Origin of the sequence: Baekduia sp. (assembly GCF_035996765.1) — a bacterium.
Lineage (GTDB): Bacteria > Actinomycetota > Thermoleophilia > Solirubrobacterales > Solirubrobacteraceae > Baekduia.
In genome coordinates this window covers 1-17,751 of record NZ_DASYJG010000068.1, presented here as the reverse complement: position 1 = coordinate 17,751, position 17,751 = coordinate 1, and the positions used below count along the sequence as shown (strand labels likewise).

Below are 17,751 nucleotides of genomic sequence, written 5' to 3'. Positions count from 1 at the left end.
CCCTACAGATCGTCAGACAGCCGCACCGAGCGCAGCGACGCGCTCAGACACGGACAGCGCCGGGTGGGTGTTCAGGGTCAATGCGTCACAGTCGGCCAACAGCACGATGTCGCCGTTGGAGAGCACGGCCGCGCCGGAGACCGCGGCCTCCTGACCGACGTTCGCCGGGAGCGGACGGGTGACCAGCTCGCGCTGGCCGATGAGCTTGGAGACCGAGAGGGCGACGGCGCCCTCCTGGCCGCGCACGATCACCACGTGGGTGTCGGCTTCGGCATCTGCGGTGCTCCCGCCGAAGACGTCGACCGCGCGGCGCAGCGGCAGGGCCTCGTCGGCGAGGACGAGCATCTTGGCGCCCGCAACCGAGCGGATCGGGTGATCGTCGAGGCGCATCGTGCGCTCGACGCGCTGCAGCGGGATGCCGAACGGCTGGCCGCCGGCCTCGACGACCAAGGCGGACATGATCGCGAGCGTCAGCGGCAGGCGAATCTCGTTGATGGTGCCCTCGCCCTGGACCGAGGTGACGGTCACCTCCCCGCCGAGCTCGCGGATCTTCTCGCGCACGGCGTCCATCCCGACGCCGCGCCCCGACAGGTCGCCGACCTCCGCAGCCGTCGAGAAGCCGGGCGTGAAGAGCAGCTCGACGGCGGCGCGCATGTCGATCAGCGGGGCCTGCTCGCGCGTGATCAGCCCGCGCTGCACCGCCACCGCGGCGACCTTCTGCGGGTCGACGCCGTGGCCGTCGTCAGAAACCGTGATCGCGATCGAGCCGCCCGCGTGGCGTGCGCCGATCGTGAGCTTGCCGGTCGGCGCCTTGCCGGCCGCGATGCGGTCGGCCGGCGACTCGAGGCCGTGGTCCAGCGCGTTGCGGATCAGGTGCACGAGCGGGTCGCCGATGGCGTCGACGACCGTGCGGTCGAGCTCGGTCTCCTTGCCGACGATGTCGAGCTCGACCTGCTTGCCCAGACGGGTGGCGACGTCGCGCACCAGCCGCGGGAAGCGCATGAAGACGGCCTCGATCGGGATCATGCGGATCTGCATGACCATGGCCTGCAGGGCGTGCGAGGAGCGCGTGAGCTCCTGCATCGCCTGACCGAGACCGGGCACGTGGGCCTCGGCCGACAGCGCCTCGACGTGGGTGCGCTGCACGACCAGCTCACCCATCAGGTGCATGAGCTGGTCCAGACGCTCGGCGTCGACGCGGACGGTCTGGTGCTGAGCCCGTCCGGACTTGGCGGGGGCGGCCGGCCCGGCGATCGGGGCGGCGGGCAGCGGCAGGTTGTCTTCGTCAACCGCGGCCAGCGGCGCGGGCTCCTCGACCGGCTCGGCCGTGGCCTCGGCGACGCGGGCGTCGCCGACGTCGGGCACGGCGCGCACCGCCGCGGCGACGTCGTCGACCTCGTGGGCGGTCGCCAGCAGGATCTCGATGATGCGGCCGGTGAAGCTGTCGACGTCGGCCTCGGCCGGGGTTGAGCGCAGCACCTCGCCGTGCTCGGCGGCGGCGGCCAGCACTTGGAAGGCGCGGACGGCCGGCATCTGCGCGTCGGGCGTCAGCGCGGCGTGGATCTCCAGGACGGTGTGCCCGCCGCCGACCGGGGCGAGCTTGGCCGGCGGGGTGACGACCTCGGGCTCGGGCTCCTCGGTCGCGTCGCGGTCGTCGCGGCCGCGGACGAGCCCGCCCAGGCGCTCGACGAGCGCCGCCGGATCGAGGCTCTCGGCGCCGTCGGTGTCGATCGCGTCCACTGCGCCCGAGAGCGCGTCGAGGCAAGCGAGCAGGACATCGACGACCTCACCGGTCAGGCCGGTGCCGCGCTGACGGAGAAGCTCGAAGACATCCTCCATCTTGTGCGTCAGGGTCGCCATCCCCTCGAAGCCCATGGTCGCGGCCATGCCCTTCAAGGAGTGGGCGATGCGGAAGATCGCGTCGACGGTCTCGCGATCGTCGGGCGCCTCCTCGAGGGCCACGACGGCGAGGTTGAGCTCTTGCAGGTTCTCCCGGCACTCCGCCAGGAACATCGGAAGGTACTCGGAGGTGTCCATCAGAGCTTCCGGTAGACGAAGGGGGACTCGGGCGCGAGGCCATGCCGGGACGGATCCGAGACGCGCTCGGTGGCCCCGACGACCAGGCGACCGCCGGCACGGAGGCTCGCGGCGAGCCGGCCGTGGAGGGCGTCGCGCACGTCCTCGTTGAAGTAGATGACGGTGTTGCGGCAGAGCACGAGGTCGAAGGACTCGGCCCGCGGCTCGGTGCGCAGCAGGTCGCCCTGCTCGAAGCGCACGAGCCGCTTGAGCTCGTCGGAGGCATGCCACTTGCCGTCGTCGGTCAGCTCGAAGTGGCCGGCGAGCGTCGCGGTCGGCGCGTCGCGCGCGTCCTGGGCCGAGAAGACGCCGGCGCGGGCGCGCTGCACCATCCGGGCATCGATGTCGGTCCCGAGGATCGTGACCACGGCGCGCGGGATGGCGCGGCGCGCGATCGCAGCCAAGGTGTAGGCCTCGGCGCCGTAGGAGCAGCCGGCCGACCAGGCGCGGACACGATCGCCGACGACGGCCGTCGCGGCGAGGTCGGGAAGGATCTGCTGCTCGAGCGTCTCCCACTGCTCTGGGTTGCGCCAGAGCTGCGAGACGTTGATCGTGACGCGGTCGAGGAACTTCTCGAGCTCGTCCTTGTCGATGCGCAGCGTGGCGGCATAGGCGACCAGGTCGCCGCCACCGCGCGTCGCGACGAACGATCGGATGCGCCGCTCCATTTGGCCGCGCTTGTACTGCAACAGGTCGATGCCGCAGACGCGGCGCAGCGCGCTGCAGAACGTCACGTACTCGTCGCCGGCGTCGCGTCGCGTGACGACGCTGGTGGTCGCGGAGCTCATCCGGCCACCTCCGCGGTGATGGCTTCAGCCAGCTCTTCCAGTCCGACGACGACGTCGGCCAGCTGCGCCTCGACGATCGCGCGCGGCATGCCGTAGACGGTGCAGCTGGACTCGGCCTCGGCCAGGATCCGGCCGCCGCGGGCTCGTACTTCACGAGCACCGTCGAGGCCGTCCTTGCCCATGCCGGTCATGACGACCAGCACCAGGCGCTCGCCGTAGAGCCTGGCGGCGTCGATGATCGTGAGGTCGGCGCGCGGGCGCAGGCCACCGATGGCCGCATCGTCGGTGAGCCGCGCGACACCATCGTCGTCAAGGCGCAGGTGGCTGCCGCCCGCGGCGAGCAGCAGCGTGTCGGGCGCCAGCGCCTCGCCGCCGGCGGCCTCGACCACGGTCAGCTTCGAGCTGCGGTCCAGCCGCTCGGCCAGCGAGGCGGTGAAGCCGGCCGGCATGTGCTGGATGATCATCCCGCCGGCGCCCAGCGGCGACGGCAGCGCCGGAATCAGGCGCGCCAGGGCCCGCGGGCCACCGGTCGAGGTGGCGATCAGCACGACCTTCTTGTCGGCGGTCGGCAGGCGGCGCGCCCGCAAACGCGAGACGGCCGGCGCGCGGGAGAGCGGGATGCGGCTGGGCGCGGCGGAAGCAGCGGCCGCGGTGACCTTCTCGCGCAGCGCGGCGACGAACTGCTCCAGCGGTTCGCCGAAGACGGGCTTGGCGACCAGGTCGAAGGCGCCCTCGGCGAGCGCGTCGACGGCACGGGCGCCGTGGGCCGGCGAGAACGCCGAGACGACCACGACCGGCAAGGAGGAGCGCTCGCCGCGCAGGGCGCGCAGCACGCCGATCCCGTCCATGCCCGGCATGGCGAGGTCAAGCGTCATGGCATCGGGCCCCAGCTCGCGGTAGAGCGCGAGCGCCTCGTCGCCGTCGGCGGCCTCCCCCACGACGTCGAAGCCCGCGTCGCGCAGCGCCTGCGTGAGCAGGCGACGCATGAACGTGGAGTCGTCGGCGACGAGGATCCGGGACGGCTTGGCGGTGCGGGCGGCGGCGAGCACGGGAGGGATTCGCGATCTCCGACCTAAGCGGCGGTACGCAACTCGTCGGCGTCCTCGGAAGCGTCGACGGTGACGGCTGCAGCGCCGACGAGGCGGTCGGGATCGAGCAGCACGACGAGGCGGTCGCCGATCTTGGCGATGCCGTCGATGGGGTGGGTGGGTCCGATTCCGATGGTCGGCGCCTCGCCGATCTGCTCGGCGGCGATGGTGATGACCTCCTCGACGTCGTCGACGATGACGCCGGCCATGTCCTGCGCCGTCTCGACGATGACGATCTTGGCCTCGCTGACGTCGGCGTGCTCGACGCCGAGGCGCGTCGCGAGGTCATAGACCGGGAGGATCTTGCCCCGCAGCGAGATCACGCCGCGGACGCTGGGGTCCGATGACGCCACCGAGCGCGGCTCGGTGTAGCGGATGATCTCGTGGACCTGCGTGATCGGCAGCGCGTACTCCTCCTCCCCGAGGGAGAAGACGACGAGCTGCCGCTGGAGGGGCTCTTCAGGCATGCGTACTCCGATTGGAAGAACGGTCTTTCCCGGTGATCGACCGGGCCCAAGGGCCCTTGAGAGCAGATCGGAGGCCGAGATTCAGCGCGCGAGACGCAACGATTGCGTCAGCACGTCGATGCGCCACGCGCGGATCTTCGCGATGACCTCGTCGACCGACTCGCAGACGGCGATCCGCTGCCCGGTCGTCAACGTGACGTGGCAGTCGGGAGAAGCGTCGACGCGCTCGATCAGATCGCAGTTGAGGTGAAACGGCTCCCGTCCGTGCGAGAGCTTGTGCAGCTCGATCATGGGTGCTCCTGGGGGCTTGAATCAGCTGAGCCACGTCACGCCCGCCCGAGCGAACGCCCTCCGCGTTCGCGCGGGCGGCCGCGCCGTGGCTCAGCCGTGGGTTTTTGGCTAGCGCTTGAGGCTGACCAGGTCCTGCAGCATCTCGTCGGCCGTGGAGATGACCTTCGAGTTGGCCTGGAAGCCGCGCTGCGCGACGATCATGTTGGTGAACTCCGACGCCAGGTCGACGTTGGACATCTCCAGCGTGCCGCCGATGGTCTGACCGAAGGTCGTGCCGTCGGGGGTGCCGACCTGCTCGGGGCCGGCGGACGGGTGCGCCGCCCAGCGGTTGCCCGAGAGACGCAGCAGACCCTCGTCATTGGGGAACTTGGCCAGGCTGATCGTGCCGGCCGTGGTGCGCGCGCCGCCACCGGACGGGACGTAGCTGACGTCGCCGTTGGTGCCGACGGCAACGCCGGAGGCGCCGTCCGGGATCTGGATGAACGTGTCTGAGGCCGGCGTCGTGGTCGCGTCGCGACCCATGACGTAGTAGCCCTCCGCGGTGGTCAGGTAGCCCTGGTCGTTGCGGATGAAGTTGCCCGCGCGGGTGTAGTTCATCTCGGTCGGCATCGTGGCCGGCGTCGTCGACGGGTCGCCGATGCCGACGCGGAAGAAGCCATCGCCCTGGATCGCGACGTCCAGCGGGGTGCCGGTGTTCTGCATCGAGCCGTCGCTCATGACGGCGTCGATCGAGCCGAGCTGCACGCCGAGGCCGACCTGGGCCGAGTTCGTGCCGCCGGTGTTCGGGCCCTCAGCGGAGCCGCCGTACAGCGTCTGCTGCAGCTGGTCCTTGAACGTCACGCGAGAGGCTTTATAGCCGACCGTGTTGACGTTGGCCAGGTTGTTGGACACGACGTCCAGCATCGTCTGGTGGGTGCGCAGGCCGGAAATGGCCGAGTACATGCCGCGGATCATTGGGAGGCTCCTGTGGGGTCCTCCGGCTTCCCCGATGGGGTCCAGCCGGGTGTGTTGTTGGCGTTCTTGCCTGAGCCGTCGGTCGCGCTAGGCGATGACGGCGCTGTCGATGTTCGTGAACACGTGGTCCTTCATCTGGTCGCGTCCGACGGCCGTGACGACCGTGCGGTTGGAGACCGAGACCACGAATGCCGTGTCGTCCACGAGGACCACCGCGTCGCGGGCACCCTTGCCCGCGGCACGATCGACCCCGTCCTGAAGACGCTGCATCACCGTCTGGTCGACGGGGAGGTTGCGACGCTCCAGGCGCTGGACGGCGTGCTTGCTGAACGTGACGGGCTTCGTGCCCGCCGTATCCCTGAGAACGTCCGCGAACGCCGGTCCTTGAGGCGTCTGGACGGATGGCCGGACCGGCTGCGTCCGCACGTCGACCTTCGTCGGCGCAGAGACACCGGGCGGGACGAGTGCTGGGTTGAACGTGCCGCTCATCGGATTACTTGACGTTGTTGATGAGGTCTGGATCGATGCCGGCGTTCCCGGCGACCGTCAGCGACGGCCCCTTGGTCGCCGACAGCTGGACGCTGTCCACCACACCGGTGACGGGCAGGCCGTCCTTGCCGGGGTAGGTGACCGTCTTGCCGATCAGCTGCGTGGCATTGGAGTCCTTCTGACGCGACAGTGCCGCCGTGGACGCCGATGCCAGGTTGGTCAACTGCTCGACCGTCGTCATCTGCGAGATCGTCTGGAAGTACTGGTTGGGGTCCTGCCCGGATGTCGGATCCTGGTTCTTCATCTGCTCGGTGAGCATCTTCAGGAACCCGTCCTTGTCCAGCGATGAGCTGACCGTCTTGTCAGCCATGTTGTACGCCGGGTTGGTGTAGGTGTTGGTGATGCCGTCGGTACTCGACATGAGGATCCGTCCTCTCGGTCCTGCGGGTCAGGCCTGGACGTCGACGAGCGCGCCTGCGGGCGTCGACGGGGCGTGGGTGATGGTCAGTTCGCGCTCGGCGACGTCGTCGTCGCTGTCGAGGTCGTGCGATGCAGCAGCGCCGCGACGGCCGGAACTGGCCTGCCGTGCGTCGCCCTGGTTGGAGAAGCCGTGCTGGCCGGCGCCGAGCTGGAGGTCGAGGCTGTGCAGCTGCACGCCCTTGTCCTCGAGCGTGCGGCGTAGCTCGTTGCCCGCCTGCTGGAGCGCGTCGTGGCCGACCTGCTCGTGAGCGGCGATCGTCGCGACCAGCCCGTTGCGCGTGGTGCGCAGGTGGACGTCGACCTGGCCGAGCTCGGCCGGGCGCAGCTGGAGCGTCGCCCGCGCGTTGCCGGCGCGGGTGGTGGCGATCCGGACCAGCTCTTGGACGCGCTCGGCGGTCTGGAGGACGGAGGCGCGGGTGAGAACGGCCCCACCCACCCCGCCGCTCATGACGGGAACGGCCGTTTGCGGCGTGGCGGCGGGCTGGGCCTGCGTCGTGATCGCAGGCGCCGGCGCGGTCGCGGCGCTGGGGTCGACCACCGCGGAGGTCGACGCAGCGGCGGTCGCCGAGGTGGGCGCGGCTGCGGCGTCGGTGGTCGGCGGCAGCGTGGGAGCCGGCGGCAGGTCGCCCTTGGGGTGATCGCCGTTCTTGAAGTCCTTGGTGTGGCCGCCGTTGGCGTCGGCCTTGGCGTTGAGGAGCTCGGTGGGAATCTGCAGCTTGCCGGCGGGGGTGCCGTTGGCGGGAGCGGCAGCGCCGTCGGCCGGCGGTGCGCCGTCCGCTGAGCCGGGCTGCGCGGCAAGCGCGGCGGCGGCAGTCTGCGCGGCCGTGGACGGTGGCGCGGCCGTGCCGGTCGTCGTCCCCGTGGCCGTCGCGGCAGCAGCCGCGGCACCGGCGGTCTGCGCGGCAGCCGCAGGAGCACCGGCAGTGTCGGCAGCAGGTGTCGCCACGGCCGGTGCGACTTCGCCACTTTGCGGCGGGGTCTGGCCCTGCGCGTCGTGCGTCGCGTCTGCACCCGAGGGGGTCTGGCCCTGCGCGTCGGCCGCGGGCTTGGGCTGAGCCGGCTGAGCAGCGGCCGCAGCCTGCGCCTCGGGCGCGCCGGCGCCCTTGTTGTCGTCCTTGGCCGCAGCCGCGTCGCGACGTCGCGACTCCGGCTGGGCGGGGCGGTTCTTGGGGCCTTCCGCAGATGCGGTCCGGGCCGAGGTCTGGCTCAGGAGGGCGGCGAAGTCGCCGTCTGCTCCTGGTGGCGGGCTCGCACCCTTGGGCCCTGGGGGCCGGGCCGGTGTCTTCGAGGGCGGGATGATGGGAAGCGCGGTCATCAGACGGTGCTGTAGTCCAGGGCGCCGGAGGAAGAGGTGTCGTCGGTGCTGCCGTCGTCGGTGCTGCTCAGCAGGCTCGCCGCCGACACCGGCGTGGTGGTCACCGGAACTGCCGATGTCGTCGCGGCGGTCGTCGCGGCCGTGCCTTCGTACTCGGCCGCGTAGCCGAGCACCTTCTGCACGTAGTTCTGGGTCTCGGCATAAGGCGGCACGCCGCCGTACTTGGCCACCGCGCCCGGCCCCGCGTTGTAGGCGGCCAGCGCCTTGGACGGGTCGCCGCCGAAGCGATCGAGCTGCTGCTTGAGGTACTTGGCGCCGCCCTCGATGGCCTGGGCGGGGTCGCTGGGATCGACGCCAAGCGACGACGCCGTGCCCGGCATCAGCTGCGTCAAGCCCTGCGCGCCGGCGCCGGACTGCGCGGACGCGTTGAAGTTGGACTCCTGGCGGATCAGGCCCTTGAGCAGCGCGGGGTCGATCCCGTACTTGGTGGCCGCCGCGGTGATCTGCGCGTCGTACTGCGTCGCCGCGCCGCCGCCGAGCGTGGCCGGTGTCGCGGCGGTGGACGTCGCTGCGCCGGTGCCCGACTGCGCGTCGGCGAGCTGGGACGCAAAGCTGGTGGACGGCGCCGTCGCCTGGCCGGTGACGGCCGCGATCTGCTGCTGAATCTCGGCGACACGCGCGCCGATCAGCTCGACGCTCATGCCGCGCTCCGCCGCGCGTGGGCGCGCAAGCCCATCTCGTCGAGCTCGGCGTTGGCGATACGCTCGCCGGCCTGACGGTGGGCCTCGCGCTGGCGGGTCTCGAGCTTGTCGAGCACCTCGCGGGCGCGGCTGGCATCCGTCAGCTCGACGCGGCGGCGCTGGAGCTCGTTGTCATAGCTGTTCATCCGCAGCGCAGCGTCAGCGCGGTCGTTGCGTAAGCGATTGACCCACGCCTCGCGAGACACCAATGCAGCACCAGTCAGCGGACCGAAACCCTGCGCGATCGGACCCGACTGGGCGTCGCGCAGGCGCTCTTCGGCCGCACGCAGCACCGCCTCGCCGCGCACACGCTCGTTGAGGCTGGCCGCAAAGCGTTCCTTCGCCTGGTCCTCATCATGGGCGCGAATCTCGCGCACACGCTGAAGGCCGAATCGAAAAGGGCGAGACATCTCGTTCTGGTTCGTCGGACGGATAGCGGGTCTGTTGAGCGTGCTGGACGACTGTCGGATGGGTGCGCTAGACAGCCAGGTTCAGCGGCGGGATGGCGGACGGCCCGGTCGGCATAACGGGGTCTAGTCCAGGTACGTCCGCCATCGCGACCGCAAGCTCGGCCTCGGGCATCCCGGCGGCTAATTCGCCCACCGTGGAGCCGATGACGCCGACCGTGCGCAGCAGCTGATCGTCGGAGTCCGGGCCGGGCACGGCCTCGTCGGGCTTCTGCTTGAGAAAGCCGTCGATCGCGTCCTTCAAGTCAATGGCCTTGTCGGTTAGCGGGTCGCTGCCGCGCTCGTAGGCCCCGATCGCGATCAGGTCGCGCTTGTCGCGGTAGGCCGCCAGCAGCGAGCGTAGGCGCGTCGCGCCCTCCAGCACGTCGGGCGAGCCGATCTCGCGCTCCAGGCGCGACACCGACTGCAGGATGTCGATCGCCGGATAGTGGCCGGCATGCGCAAGCTCGCGCGTGAGGACGATGTGGCCGTCGAGGATCGAGCGCACCGAGTCGGCGACCGGCTCGTTCATGTCGTCGCCGTCGACCAAGACGGTGTACAACGCCGTGATCGACCCGTCCGGGCTGGTGCCCGACCGCTCCAGCAGCTTGGGCAGCAGGGCGAAGACCGACGGCGTGTAGCCGCGCGTCGCGGGCGGCTCGCCGATCGCCAACCCCACTTCCCGCTGGGCCATGGCAAAGCGCGTCACCGAGTCCATCATCAACATGACGTCGGCGCCCTGGTCGCGGAAGTGCTCGGCGATCGTCGTGGCCGCCAGCGCCGCCTTGATGCGCACGAGCGCCGGCTGATCGGAGGTCGCGACGACGACGACCGAGCGGCCGATCGCCGGTCCGAGATCGCGGTCGATGAACTCCTTGACCTCGCGACCACGCTCGCCGACCAGGCAGATGACGTTGATGTCGGCCGAGGTCGACCGGGCGATCATGCCCAACAACGATGACTTGCCGACGCCCGAGCCGGCGAAGATGCCCAGGCGCTGGCCGCGGCCGCAGGGCACGAGCGAGTCGAGCGCGCGCACGCCGAGCGTCACGCGGTCGGTGATCCGCGGGCGCTCCAGCGGCGAAGGGGGCGAGCCGACGATCGGCCGCTGCTCGAGCGCCTCGATCGACGGGCCACCGTCGATCGGGTTGCCGAGGCCGTCGAGCACGCGCCCGAGCAACTCGGAGCCGATCGCGACCGACACCTTGCGGCCGGTCGCGGTGACGATGTCGCCGGGCCCGATGCCCTGCATCTCGCCGAGCGGCATCAGCAGCGTGCGACCGGAGCGGAAGCCCACGACCTCGGCGCCAATCGTCGTCCAGCCGCCGGTGGCGGCGTCGCGGCCCGTGCGGACCTCGCAGACCTCGCCAACCTCCGCTTCCAGGCCGGTCGCCTCGACGATCAGCCCGATCAGGTCCATGACGCGGCCGTGGCGGCGATGCAGATCGGCACGCGAGACGGCGCGCCCGAGATCCGAGATCCGCTCGAGCACCGCCGCTTCCGGCGCGATGACCGCGCCGCCCTGCTCCAGGACGAGCTCAGGCATTGCGTAGCTCCTCCTCAAGGCTCTCGCGCGCACGCGCGAGCTTGGTCTGCAGCGTCGCGTCGACCTCGCCCTCGACCGTGCGGACGACCGCGCCACCGCGCGCCACCCGGCGCTCAGCCTGGACGTCGCAGTGCTCGATGCCACCAAGTTCGGCCATCAGCGCGTCCGACGCGCCACGGACAAGATCGAGATCCTCGGGGTTGACGAGGATCGTGACGCGGTCGCGCTCGACCAGCCGGCGCAGCGCGCCGCGGACGACGTCGACGACAGCCTCGGGCCGGACCTCGACGGCGGCAGCGAGCGCCTGCTCGGCGATCCGCAGCCCCAGCTCGACGGCGGCAGCCTCCACCGCATTTGCAACACGACCGCGCTCGGCGGCGACTTCTTCGACGGCGGCCTGCAGGGCGGCGACCCCTGCCGCCATCTGCTCCTGGGCCTCGGCCAAGCCGGCCTGAAAGCCCGCCTCGTGGCCGGCGTCGCGCGCCGCGCGCGCCTCGGCCTCCAGGTCGATCGCGGGCTCGGCCGAGACCGGCGCCGCGTAGGCGCGCAGGCCCGGCGGGGCCTTCAGGGTGGGAAGCTCGAAGGCCTCCATCAGATGATGTCGTCCTCGGAGTCTTCGCCGTCCTCGCCGCCACGACCGAGCGTGATGGCGCCGGCATCCTCGAGGCGGCGGATCGCGCCGACGATGCGGCTCTGGGCCTCCTCGACGACCGACCGGCGCTGCGGCTGGGCGGTGTCCAGGTCCTCCTGGAGCATCTCGGCGCCGCGCGTGGACATGTTGCGGAAGATGGTGTCCTTGACCTCTTCGGTGACGCCGCGCAGCGCCAGCCCGAGGTCCTTCTGATCGACCTCGCGCAGCAGCAGCTGGATGTCGCGGTCGGTGAGGACCACGATGTCGTCGAAGGTAAAGAGCTTTTGGCGGATCTCGTCGGCGAGCTCGCCGTCGGTCTCGGCGATCGCCTCCAGCACGGTGCGCTCGGTGGAGCGCCCCGCGCGGTTGAGCAGCTCGGCGAGCGAGTCGACGCCGCCGGCCTGGGAGAACTCCTGGGTCAGGACGTTGGAGAGCTTGAGCCGCAGCCCGCGCTCGACGTCCTCGACGACGCCCGGGTTGGTGTCCTCCATCGTCGCGATGCGCATCGCGACGTTGGCTTGGGTCTCGGGCGGTAGCGCGCCGAGCACGCTGGCCCCCAGCGTCGTGTGCAGCGAGGCGACGACCAAGGCGATGGTCTGCGGGGCCTCGTCGGCCAGGAAGGTCGCGATCTGCTCCGGCGGGGTGCGGCGCAGGAAGTCGAACGGGCGCAGCTCGGCCGTCGAGGTGATCTGGCCGAGGATCTCCTCGGCGCGCTGGGGGCCGAGCAGGTGCTCGAGGACCTCGCGCGCGAACTCGGGGCCGCCGAGCGCGAACTCGTTGGTGCCGTCAAAGCGCTCGGCGAGCTCCTGGACGACCGCGTCGGCCGTCTCGGCCTTGACGCGCCAGAGCGACGCCATCTCCGAGGACAGCGCCTCGATCTCACGCTCGCTGAGGAACTTCAGCACCTCGGCGGCGCGGGCGCTGCCGATCGTGATGAGAAAGACCGCGGCCTTCTGTCGGCCGGTCAGGCCCGCCGAGCCGGTGCGGGCGACCACGCTCACTTGCTGTCCTCGGTGATCCAGGAGCGCAGGTGCGCGGCGACGCGCTCGGGCTCACCCTGGATGATCGTGTCGAGCTGCTGGCGCCGCGGGTCGGCGTTGGCGATCGACACCTCGGCCGCGCTCGCTCCGTTGCCGGAGAGGTCGGGCATCGCCATGAGCTCCTTGGGCTGCGTGGCCTCGAGCGTACGCAGCCACGACGGCTCGTCGATCAGCTCGCCGCGCTCCCGCTTGCGCAGGTGGCGCGTGACGAAGAAGAGGAACAGCAGCGCGCCGAGGCCGATGCCGACGCCCTTGAGGATGCCGGCGAAGGCCGCCGGGATCGGACCCGCCTTGGCGGCCGTGGCCGGCACTTTGGCGAACGCGAGGCCGGTCGTGACGTTCAGCGTGTCCTTGCGCTGGGCGATCTGCAGGCCGGCGGCCGAGGCGAGGCTGGCCTTCAGCGCGGTCATCTGCGCGGCCGGCAGGGTGACCGACTTGTCCAACAAGACCGCGACGTCCATGCGGTTGATCCCGCCCGTCGCCTTCTGGGTCTTGGTGATGGTCTTGTCGGCGCCGTTGGTCTTGTCGGTCGTCGTGTTCTTGTAGTTGTTGGTGCCGCTGCCGCCCGTGGCGTTGGCCGCGTAGCTGGGCAGGTTGCTGGCCGTGCCGGAGGTGCCGCCCGACGTGCTGCCGGTGCCCTTCAGCGACTCGGTGGTCGACTTCTCGGCGAGCGGGACGACCTTGCCGGTGTAGGTCAGCGCCTGCTGATCGATCTTGTCGACGTTGAGGTCGGAGTGGACGACGACCTGCGCCTTGTCCTGGCCGAGCGTGCGGTCCAGCAGGGCCTGCAGGCTGGCTTCCGTGGAGGCGTTGTACTTGGCCTCGGCCGCGGTCTTGCTCGGCAGGCCGTCGGCGCCGCCGTCACCGCTCGCGCCGCCGCCCGAGGGCCACAGCATCGCGCCCGAGCCGTCGGTGATCGTCACCGAGCTGGCCTTGAGGTTGGGGACCGAGGCGGCCACGAGGTTGGCGATGCCCTTGACCGAGGCGGGGTCCATCCCGCTGGCGTCCTGGGGCAGCAGCACGGCCGCGGTCGCGGGCTGCGACTCGTCGGCAAAGAGGTTGTCCTGACCCAGCGTGAGGTGGACCTGCGCGCCGCCGGCGCCGTCGATCTGGCCGATCGTGTTGGCGATCGTGCCCTCGAGGCCGCGCTGGTAAGCGATCTGCTGCTGCTGGCTGGAGGCGCCCAGCTTCTGCTTGTCGAGGATCTCGAAGCCCGGCTGCGTGGTGCCCGAGTTCAGGCCCTTGGCGGCGAGCGCGACGTTGGCCGCGGTCTCCTTGCCCTTCTGCACGCCCACCGCCGTGCCGCCGTTCTGCAGCTCGAAGGGGACGCCCGCCGCGGTCAGCGCGGTGGTGATCTGCGCGGTCTTGGCGGGGTCGACGCCGGTCATCACCGTCGTGTAGGACGGCGCGCCGGCCATCTTGACGATGAAGAGCGCGGCGGCGAGGAAGCCGAGGGCGCAGGCGGCAAGCGTGATCTTGCCGCGCGTGGACATGGAGTTGAAGAGAGCCATTGGAGGGAGGGGCTCCGGGTCGGAGGGTGAGGCCTAAACCTGGGTGTGGAAGAGATCCTGGAGGGCTTCGACGCCCTTGGTGCGCAACTGCGATGCCAGTTGCATCGACAACTGCGCGCGCTCGACGGAGACGATCGCCTGGGTCGGGTCGGTCGCCGTGCCGTCGGCCAGCGACCGGGAGGCGTCGGCCGCGCTGTTCTGGGTCTTCTCCAGCGCGCTGAGCTGATCGCCCAGCGCGGAGGCGAAGCTCCCGCCGCCCGACGTTGCGCCCGTGGTCGGCGTGCCGTCCAGCGCGCCGATGCTCCAGTCGCCGCCGGGTTGGGTGGGTCCGATTCCGCCAACGCCTGAGATGCCGCCCATGGAGGGGATGGTCGGCATCAGCGCAAGAGGTCCAGCGTCTTGGAGAACATCTGCTTGGCCGTCTGCATCGCCGTGACGTTGGCCTCGTAGGCCCGCGACGAGGAGATCAGGTCGGTCATCTCGGTGACGGTGTTGACGTTGGGCATCGTCACGTAGCCGTCCTTGTCAGCGTCCGGGTGGCCGGGGTCATAGATGCGCTTGAGCGCCGAGGAGTCCTCGACGATCCCGGAGACCTTCACACCGTTGACGCTCTTGGCGCCGCCGGCGCCCTGCATCGAGGAGAGCATCGACGCGAACGACGTGGGTTGGTTGGAAGCCGTCTCCCCGGCCTGCTGGAGGACGACCTCCTTGCGGCGGTAAGGCTGCCCATCGGCGCCCTTGGTCGTCTCGGCGTTGGCGAGGTTCTCGGAGGTGACGTCCATCCGCAGACGCTCGGCCGAGAGGCCCGAGCCGGAGGCGTCGATGGCGTCAAAGAGACCCATCAGCCGACGCCGATCGCGGAGCGCAGGATGGCGACGCGGGTCTTCATGACCGTCGAGACGGCCTCGTACTGGAGGCCGTTCTTGGACTGGGCCGCGGCCTCGGTGTCGATGTCGACCGAGCTGCCGTCGGCGCGCATGACCGCGCTCTGATCGGTCTGGACGGTCGGGTCGACCGACTCCACCTTGCTCGTCCCCTGGTCCCATGCCGCGTGCAGGGCCGACGCGAAGTCGACGTCCTGGCGGCGGTAGCCGGGGGTGTTGACGTTCGCGAGGTTCTGCGCGATCGCCTGCTGGCGCAGCGAGGAGCCCGAGAGGGCGCGCTCGAGGCCGATTTGGGTGGTGTCGAAGAGATCCATGGGGACGTGCGGAAGTTCAACGCGCCCGTCCTTGGGCTCTGAGAAAGGTCGCCGGCCTTGGCCACCCACTCACGGTTTTCGGCCGAACCGACGGGCGCTTGAGGGCCTCGTCCAGAATGCGTCCAGGTCGGGACCTGGCCCACCCACCGGGCTCAGCCGACGTGGTCGTAGGCGCCGAGCGGCGCGAGCGCACCGGTGCCGGCGGCGTAGCCGGCGACGGCCGTGCGAGAGGTGCCCAGGCGGCGCAGCTCGGAGCCCGTCTCGGCGATGCCCTGGCGCAGGGCGGCGGCGCTGAGCGCCTGCAGTCGCGCGGCCTCGCGCAGGTCGTTCATCGCCTCGGCCGGCGCGCTGGCGGGCAGCGCGGCCAGCACGCGCTCACGGCGCGCGTTGAGGTCGGCCAAGTCCTCCCAGCGGCCATCGGTCACCAGGGCGTGCTCCTCGCGGCCCAGCGCGACGAGCGCGCTGAACAGCTGAGCGCTCATGCTGACGCGGGTGCGGTGGCAGAGGCCTGCTCGGCCAGCCGGGCCCACGCCTCGCGCAGGTTGACCAGCAGCGCGATGACCTGGCCGATCTTCTCGGCGTTGCGCTGCACGCGCGACTCGATGAGCGTCTTCTTGCAGAAGATGTAGATGGCCTGGAGGCGCTCGGCGATCTCGCCGGTGTCCATGTTCAACGTAGCCAGCAGCTCGTCGAGGATGGCCTCGCCGCGGCTGAGCTTCTCGAAGCTGTGCAGCCAGGCGCCCTCGCTCATGGCGACCTCGGCCTGGCGCAGAAAGCGCACGGCGCCGTCGTACAACATCACCACGAGCTGCTCTGGCGACGCGGTGAGCACCGCGGAGTCGCGGTAGGCCTGCGGGCTGGCGTAGGGGTTCATGCGATTCGCTTCCGAGGGAGGGGGGACATCTCAGTATTCGCTGTTTTCGTGCAGTACTTGAGGCTAGTTCGACGAATCCGACGAGATCAGGCCCGCGAGGCTGCTGCCAGCCGACTGGCTGGCGTTCAGCGCGGTCTCCATCGCCGTGAACTGCTTCTGCAGGAGATCCTGCTTGGCGTCCATCCGGGCGTCGAAGTTCGTGAGCTTGGTGGCCAGATCCGAGAGGTCGGAGGTCGCGGAGAGGATCCGCGACTGCACGAGACCAGCGCTGCCCTGGTAGTTGGACAACGCGCTGGCAAACGTCTGGCCGAAGCCCGTCGTGCCGCTCACGCCGCCGAGCAGCGCGCGGACCCCGTTGGGGTTGGTGTCCAGCGCTGTGCGCAGCTTGGTCTCGTCAACCGTCAGGAGACCGTCGATGGAGTCCTGGTTGATCGTCGAGCCGGTGTTCGCCGCGCCGGTCGAGACGCCGAGGTCGGCCATCGACGTCAGGCCCGTCAGCCCCGCGATCGGCGCCGACATCGTCGAGCGGAACTGCGACAGCATCATGTTGAGGCCGGAGTCGCCGAAGAGCGTGCCCGTCTGCACGTCGGCGGTCGTCGAGCCGTTGATGACCGGCTTCTCGGTGAGGTCGGCGCGCGCGGTCTTGACGACGTCGTTGTAGGCGGTGACAAACGCCTTGACCTTCGTGACGATCGCGTCCTTGTCGGGCCCGGGGCTCCCGACGGTGACGCCGACGGTCGAGCCGACCGCCGTCTTGCCCTTGAGCGTCAGCTGCAGCCCGGGGAGCGCGTCGGTGATCGTGTTGCTCTGGCGCTCGTAGGCGACGTCATTGATCGTGACCTTGGCGTTCTGGCCGGCGACGCGCTCGGTCTGGGTGCCGACGCCGGCACCGGTGATCGCAAAGCCGCTCGTGTCGCCCGTCGTCTTGGCGCTCAGCACCAAGCTGCCGTTGACGTTGACCGCGTAGAGCTGGGAGGTGGAGGAGCCGTTGATGGCCGACACCGCGTCGTCGACGGTCGCGCCGGCCTTCAGGGCGACCGACGTGCGGGCCGAGCCGTCGGCGTTGGCGATGTCGAGCGTGCCGTCGGCCGACGGGCTCACGAACGAGAACGTCTGGCGCTCGGCCGAGGCGAGCTGGTTGACCGCAACGTCATAGCCGCCGGGAGGCGCGCCGCCGGTCCGCGACACCGTGACCTTCGTCGCGTCGCCGGTCTCGACGGTCTGCGTGTCGAGCCAGCTGAGGACCGACTTGAGGTCGTCGTTGGCCGACTTCAGCGTGGTGACCTTGGTCGACAGGTCCTGCAGGAGGCTCTGGCGCTTGGTCGTCGCGTCCTGATCGAGCGTGATCTTGGTCCGCGGCGCCCGCTCGATCGTCATCAGCTGCGCGATGATCGACTGGGTGTCGATGCCGGAGACGAGACCGCTGAGCTGAATTCCTGCCATGGGAGTCCTAGGCCGCCTGATCCGGGTCGGAGTCGCCGCCGAAGATCTCGCCGAGGTCGACGGGGCGCAGCGTGCGTCCGTGGGTGTCGACCAGCGAGGCGACGACGCGGTTGGTCAGTCGGTGGGTGTCGAAGCGCACGCTCTGCCCGCGCGCGGAGAGGTCGTCGGCCAGCTGCCCGGCCCGGGTGATGTCATCCCAGACCTCGTCCGGGATGCGATCGGGGCCGGTCAGGCGCCGCCTGCGGGCCTCGGCGAGGTCGAACACCTTCGCGAACTCGCCGGTCGCCTGAGCCTTGTCGGCTCGGACCGGCTCCGGGTGGCTCCCGGCGGGCATGCTGATGCCCCTCGTCGCGTCGATGTCCATCCCGATCCTT

The 17,751-nt window shown here is 70.6% G+C and carries 22 protein-coding genes; all 22 read right to left on the bottom strand.

The features are described from left to right. Positions 1 to 12: 12 nt before the first annotated feature. Positions 13 to 2,037 (bottom strand): chemotaxis protein CheA, encoded by a 2,025-nt coding sequence (locus tag VGO10_RS15370; protein WP_327469882.1) that lies wholly within the window; start codon positions 2,035 to 2,037, stop codon positions 13 to 15. Next, complete coding sequence (locus tag VGO10_RS15365; protein ID WP_327469880.1) at positions 2,037 to 2,864, bottom strand: protein-glutamate O-methyltransferase CheR; 828 nt, start codon at positions 2,862 to 2,864, stop codon at positions 2,037 to 2,039. The genes VGO10_RS15370 and VGO10_RS15365 overlap by 1 nt, the downstream gene beginning before the upstream one ends. Then, on the bottom strand, positions 2,861 to 3,913 hold the full coding sequence (gene cheB, locus VGO10_RS15360) for a chemotaxis-specific protein-glutamate methyltransferase CheB (protein ID WP_327469877.1): 1,053 nt from the start codon (positions 3,911 to 3,913) through the stop codon (positions 2,861 to 2,863). Before cheB ends, VGO10_RS15365 begins: the two co-directional genes overlap by 4 nt. Before the next feature lie 23 nt (positions 3,914 to 3,936). Then, positions 3,937 to 4,419, bottom strand: a complete 483-nt coding sequence (locus VGO10_RS15355) for a chemotaxis protein CheW (RefSeq protein ID WP_327469875.1) — start codon at positions 4,417 to 4,419, stop codon at positions 3,937 to 3,939. Between the two features lie 81 nt (positions 4,420 to 4,500). After that, positions 4,501 to 4,710 (bottom strand): flagellar FlbD family protein, encoded by a 210-nt coding sequence (locus VGO10_RS15350; protein ID WP_327469873.1) that lies wholly within the window; start codon positions 4,708 to 4,710, stop codon positions 4,501 to 4,503. A gap of 108 nt (positions 4,711 to 4,818) precedes the next feature. Next, the gene (locus VGO10_RS15345; RefSeq protein WP_327469871.1) at positions 4,819 to 5,664 is read right to left on the bottom strand and encodes a flagellar hook-basal body complex protein; all 846 of its coding nucleotides are present in this window, start codon (positions 5,662 to 5,664) and stop codon (positions 4,819 to 4,821) included. An 87-nt stretch (positions 5,665 to 5,751) separates the two neighbouring features. Beyond that, the gene (locus VGO10_RS15340) at positions 5,752 to 6,153 is read right to left on the bottom strand and encodes a TIGR02530 family flagellar biosynthesis protein (protein ID WP_327469869.1); all 402 of its coding nucleotides are present in this window, start codon (positions 6,151 to 6,153) and stop codon (positions 5,752 to 5,754) included. Positions 6,154 to 6,157: 4 nt separating this feature from the next. After that, on the bottom strand, positions 6,158 to 6,574 hold the full coding sequence (locus VGO10_RS15335; protein WP_327469868.1) for a flagellar hook assembly protein FlgD: 417 nt from the start codon (positions 6,572 to 6,574) through the stop codon (positions 6,158 to 6,160). Positions 6,575 to 6,601: 27 nt separating this feature from the next. After that, positions 6,602 to 7,948, bottom strand: a complete 1,347-nt coding sequence (locus tag VGO10_RS15330; protein ID WP_327469867.1) for a flagellar hook-length control protein FliK — start codon at positions 7,946 to 7,948, stop codon at positions 6,602 to 6,604. Then, complete coding sequence (locus tag VGO10_RS15325; RefSeq protein ID WP_327469866.1) at positions 7,948 to 8,649, bottom strand: lytic transglycosylase domain-containing protein; 702 nt, start codon at positions 8,647 to 8,649, stop codon at positions 7,948 to 7,950. Before VGO10_RS15325 ends, VGO10_RS15330 begins: the two co-directional genes overlap by 1 nt. Beyond that, positions 8,646 to 9,065, bottom strand: a complete 420-nt coding sequence (locus VGO10_RS15320) for a flagellar export protein FliJ (RefSeq protein ID WP_414642244.1) — start codon at positions 9,063 to 9,065, stop codon at positions 8,646 to 8,648. The genes VGO10_RS15325 and VGO10_RS15320 overlap by 4 nt, the downstream gene beginning before the upstream one ends. Before the next feature lie 100 nt (positions 9,066 to 9,165). Continuing rightward, a complete protein-coding gene (locus VGO10_RS15315; protein ID WP_327469864.1) occupies positions 9,166 to 10,680 on the bottom strand; it encodes a FliI/YscN family ATPase in 1,515 nt (504 codons plus the stop codon). Beyond that, positions 10,673 to 11,272 (bottom strand): FliH/SctL family protein, encoded by a 600-nt coding sequence (locus VGO10_RS15310; RefSeq protein ID WP_327469862.1) that lies wholly within the window; start codon positions 11,270 to 11,272, stop codon positions 10,673 to 10,675. Before VGO10_RS15310 ends, VGO10_RS15315 begins: the two co-directional genes overlap by 8 nt. After that, entirely contained in the window at positions 11,272 to 12,312 is a 1,041-nt protein-coding gene (gene fliG, locus VGO10_RS15305) for a flagellar motor switch protein FliG (RefSeq protein WP_327469860.1), read from the bottom strand. Before fliG ends, VGO10_RS15310 begins: the two co-directional genes overlap by 1 nt. Next, complete coding sequence (gene fliF, locus VGO10_RS15300) at positions 12,309 to 13,862, bottom strand: flagellar basal-body MS-ring/collar protein FliF (protein ID WP_327469858.1); 1,554 nt, start codon at positions 13,860 to 13,862, stop codon at positions 12,309 to 12,311. Before fliF ends, fliG begins: the two co-directional genes overlap by 4 nt. A 33-nt stretch (positions 13,863 to 13,895) precedes the next feature. Beyond that, positions 13,896 to 14,240: a flagellar hook-basal body complex protein FliE gene (locus VGO10_RS15295; RefSeq protein WP_327469856.1), complete on the bottom strand. Its 345-nt coding sequence runs from the start codon at positions 14,238 to 14,240 to the stop codon at positions 13,896 to 13,898. Continuing rightward, positions 14,240 to 14,704, bottom strand: a complete 465-nt coding sequence (gene flgC / locus VGO10_RS15290) for a flagellar basal body rod protein FlgC (RefSeq protein WP_327469854.1) — start codon at positions 14,702 to 14,704, stop codon at positions 14,240 to 14,242. The genes VGO10_RS15295 and flgC overlap by 1 nt, the downstream gene beginning before the upstream one ends. Further along, positions 14,704 to 15,060: a flagellar basal body rod protein FlgB gene (gene flgB, locus VGO10_RS15285; protein ID WP_327469852.1), complete on the bottom strand. Its 357-nt coding sequence runs from the start codon at positions 15,058 to 15,060 to the stop codon at positions 14,704 to 14,706. Before flgB ends, flgC begins: the two co-directional genes overlap by 1 nt. 152 nt (positions 15,061 to 15,212) lie before the next feature. Further along, the gene (locus VGO10_RS15280; protein ID WP_327469849.1) at positions 15,213 to 15,542 is read right to left on the bottom strand and encodes a hypothetical protein; all 330 of its coding nucleotides are present in this window, start codon (positions 15,540 to 15,542) and stop codon (positions 15,213 to 15,215) included. Then, on the bottom strand, positions 15,539 to 15,934 hold the full coding sequence (gene fliS / locus VGO10_RS15275) for a flagellar export chaperone FliS (protein ID WP_327469847.1): 396 nt from the start codon (positions 15,932 to 15,934) through the stop codon (positions 15,539 to 15,541). Before fliS ends, VGO10_RS15280 begins: the two co-directional genes overlap by 4 nt. 63 nt (positions 15,935 to 15,997) lie before the next feature. Then, positions 15,998 to 17,377 carry a flagellar filament capping protein FliD gene (gene fliD / locus VGO10_RS15270; protein WP_327469845.1) on the bottom strand — a complete coding sequence of 460 codons (1,380 nt, stop codon included), beginning with the start codon at positions 17,375 to 17,377 and terminating at the stop codon, positions 15,998 to 16,000. 7 nt (positions 17,378 to 17,384) lie between these two features. Continuing rightward, positions 17,385 to 17,751 (bottom strand): hypothetical protein (locus tag VGO10_RS15265; RefSeq protein ID WP_327469843.1); only part of this gene is annotated, 367 nt, incomplete at its 5' end.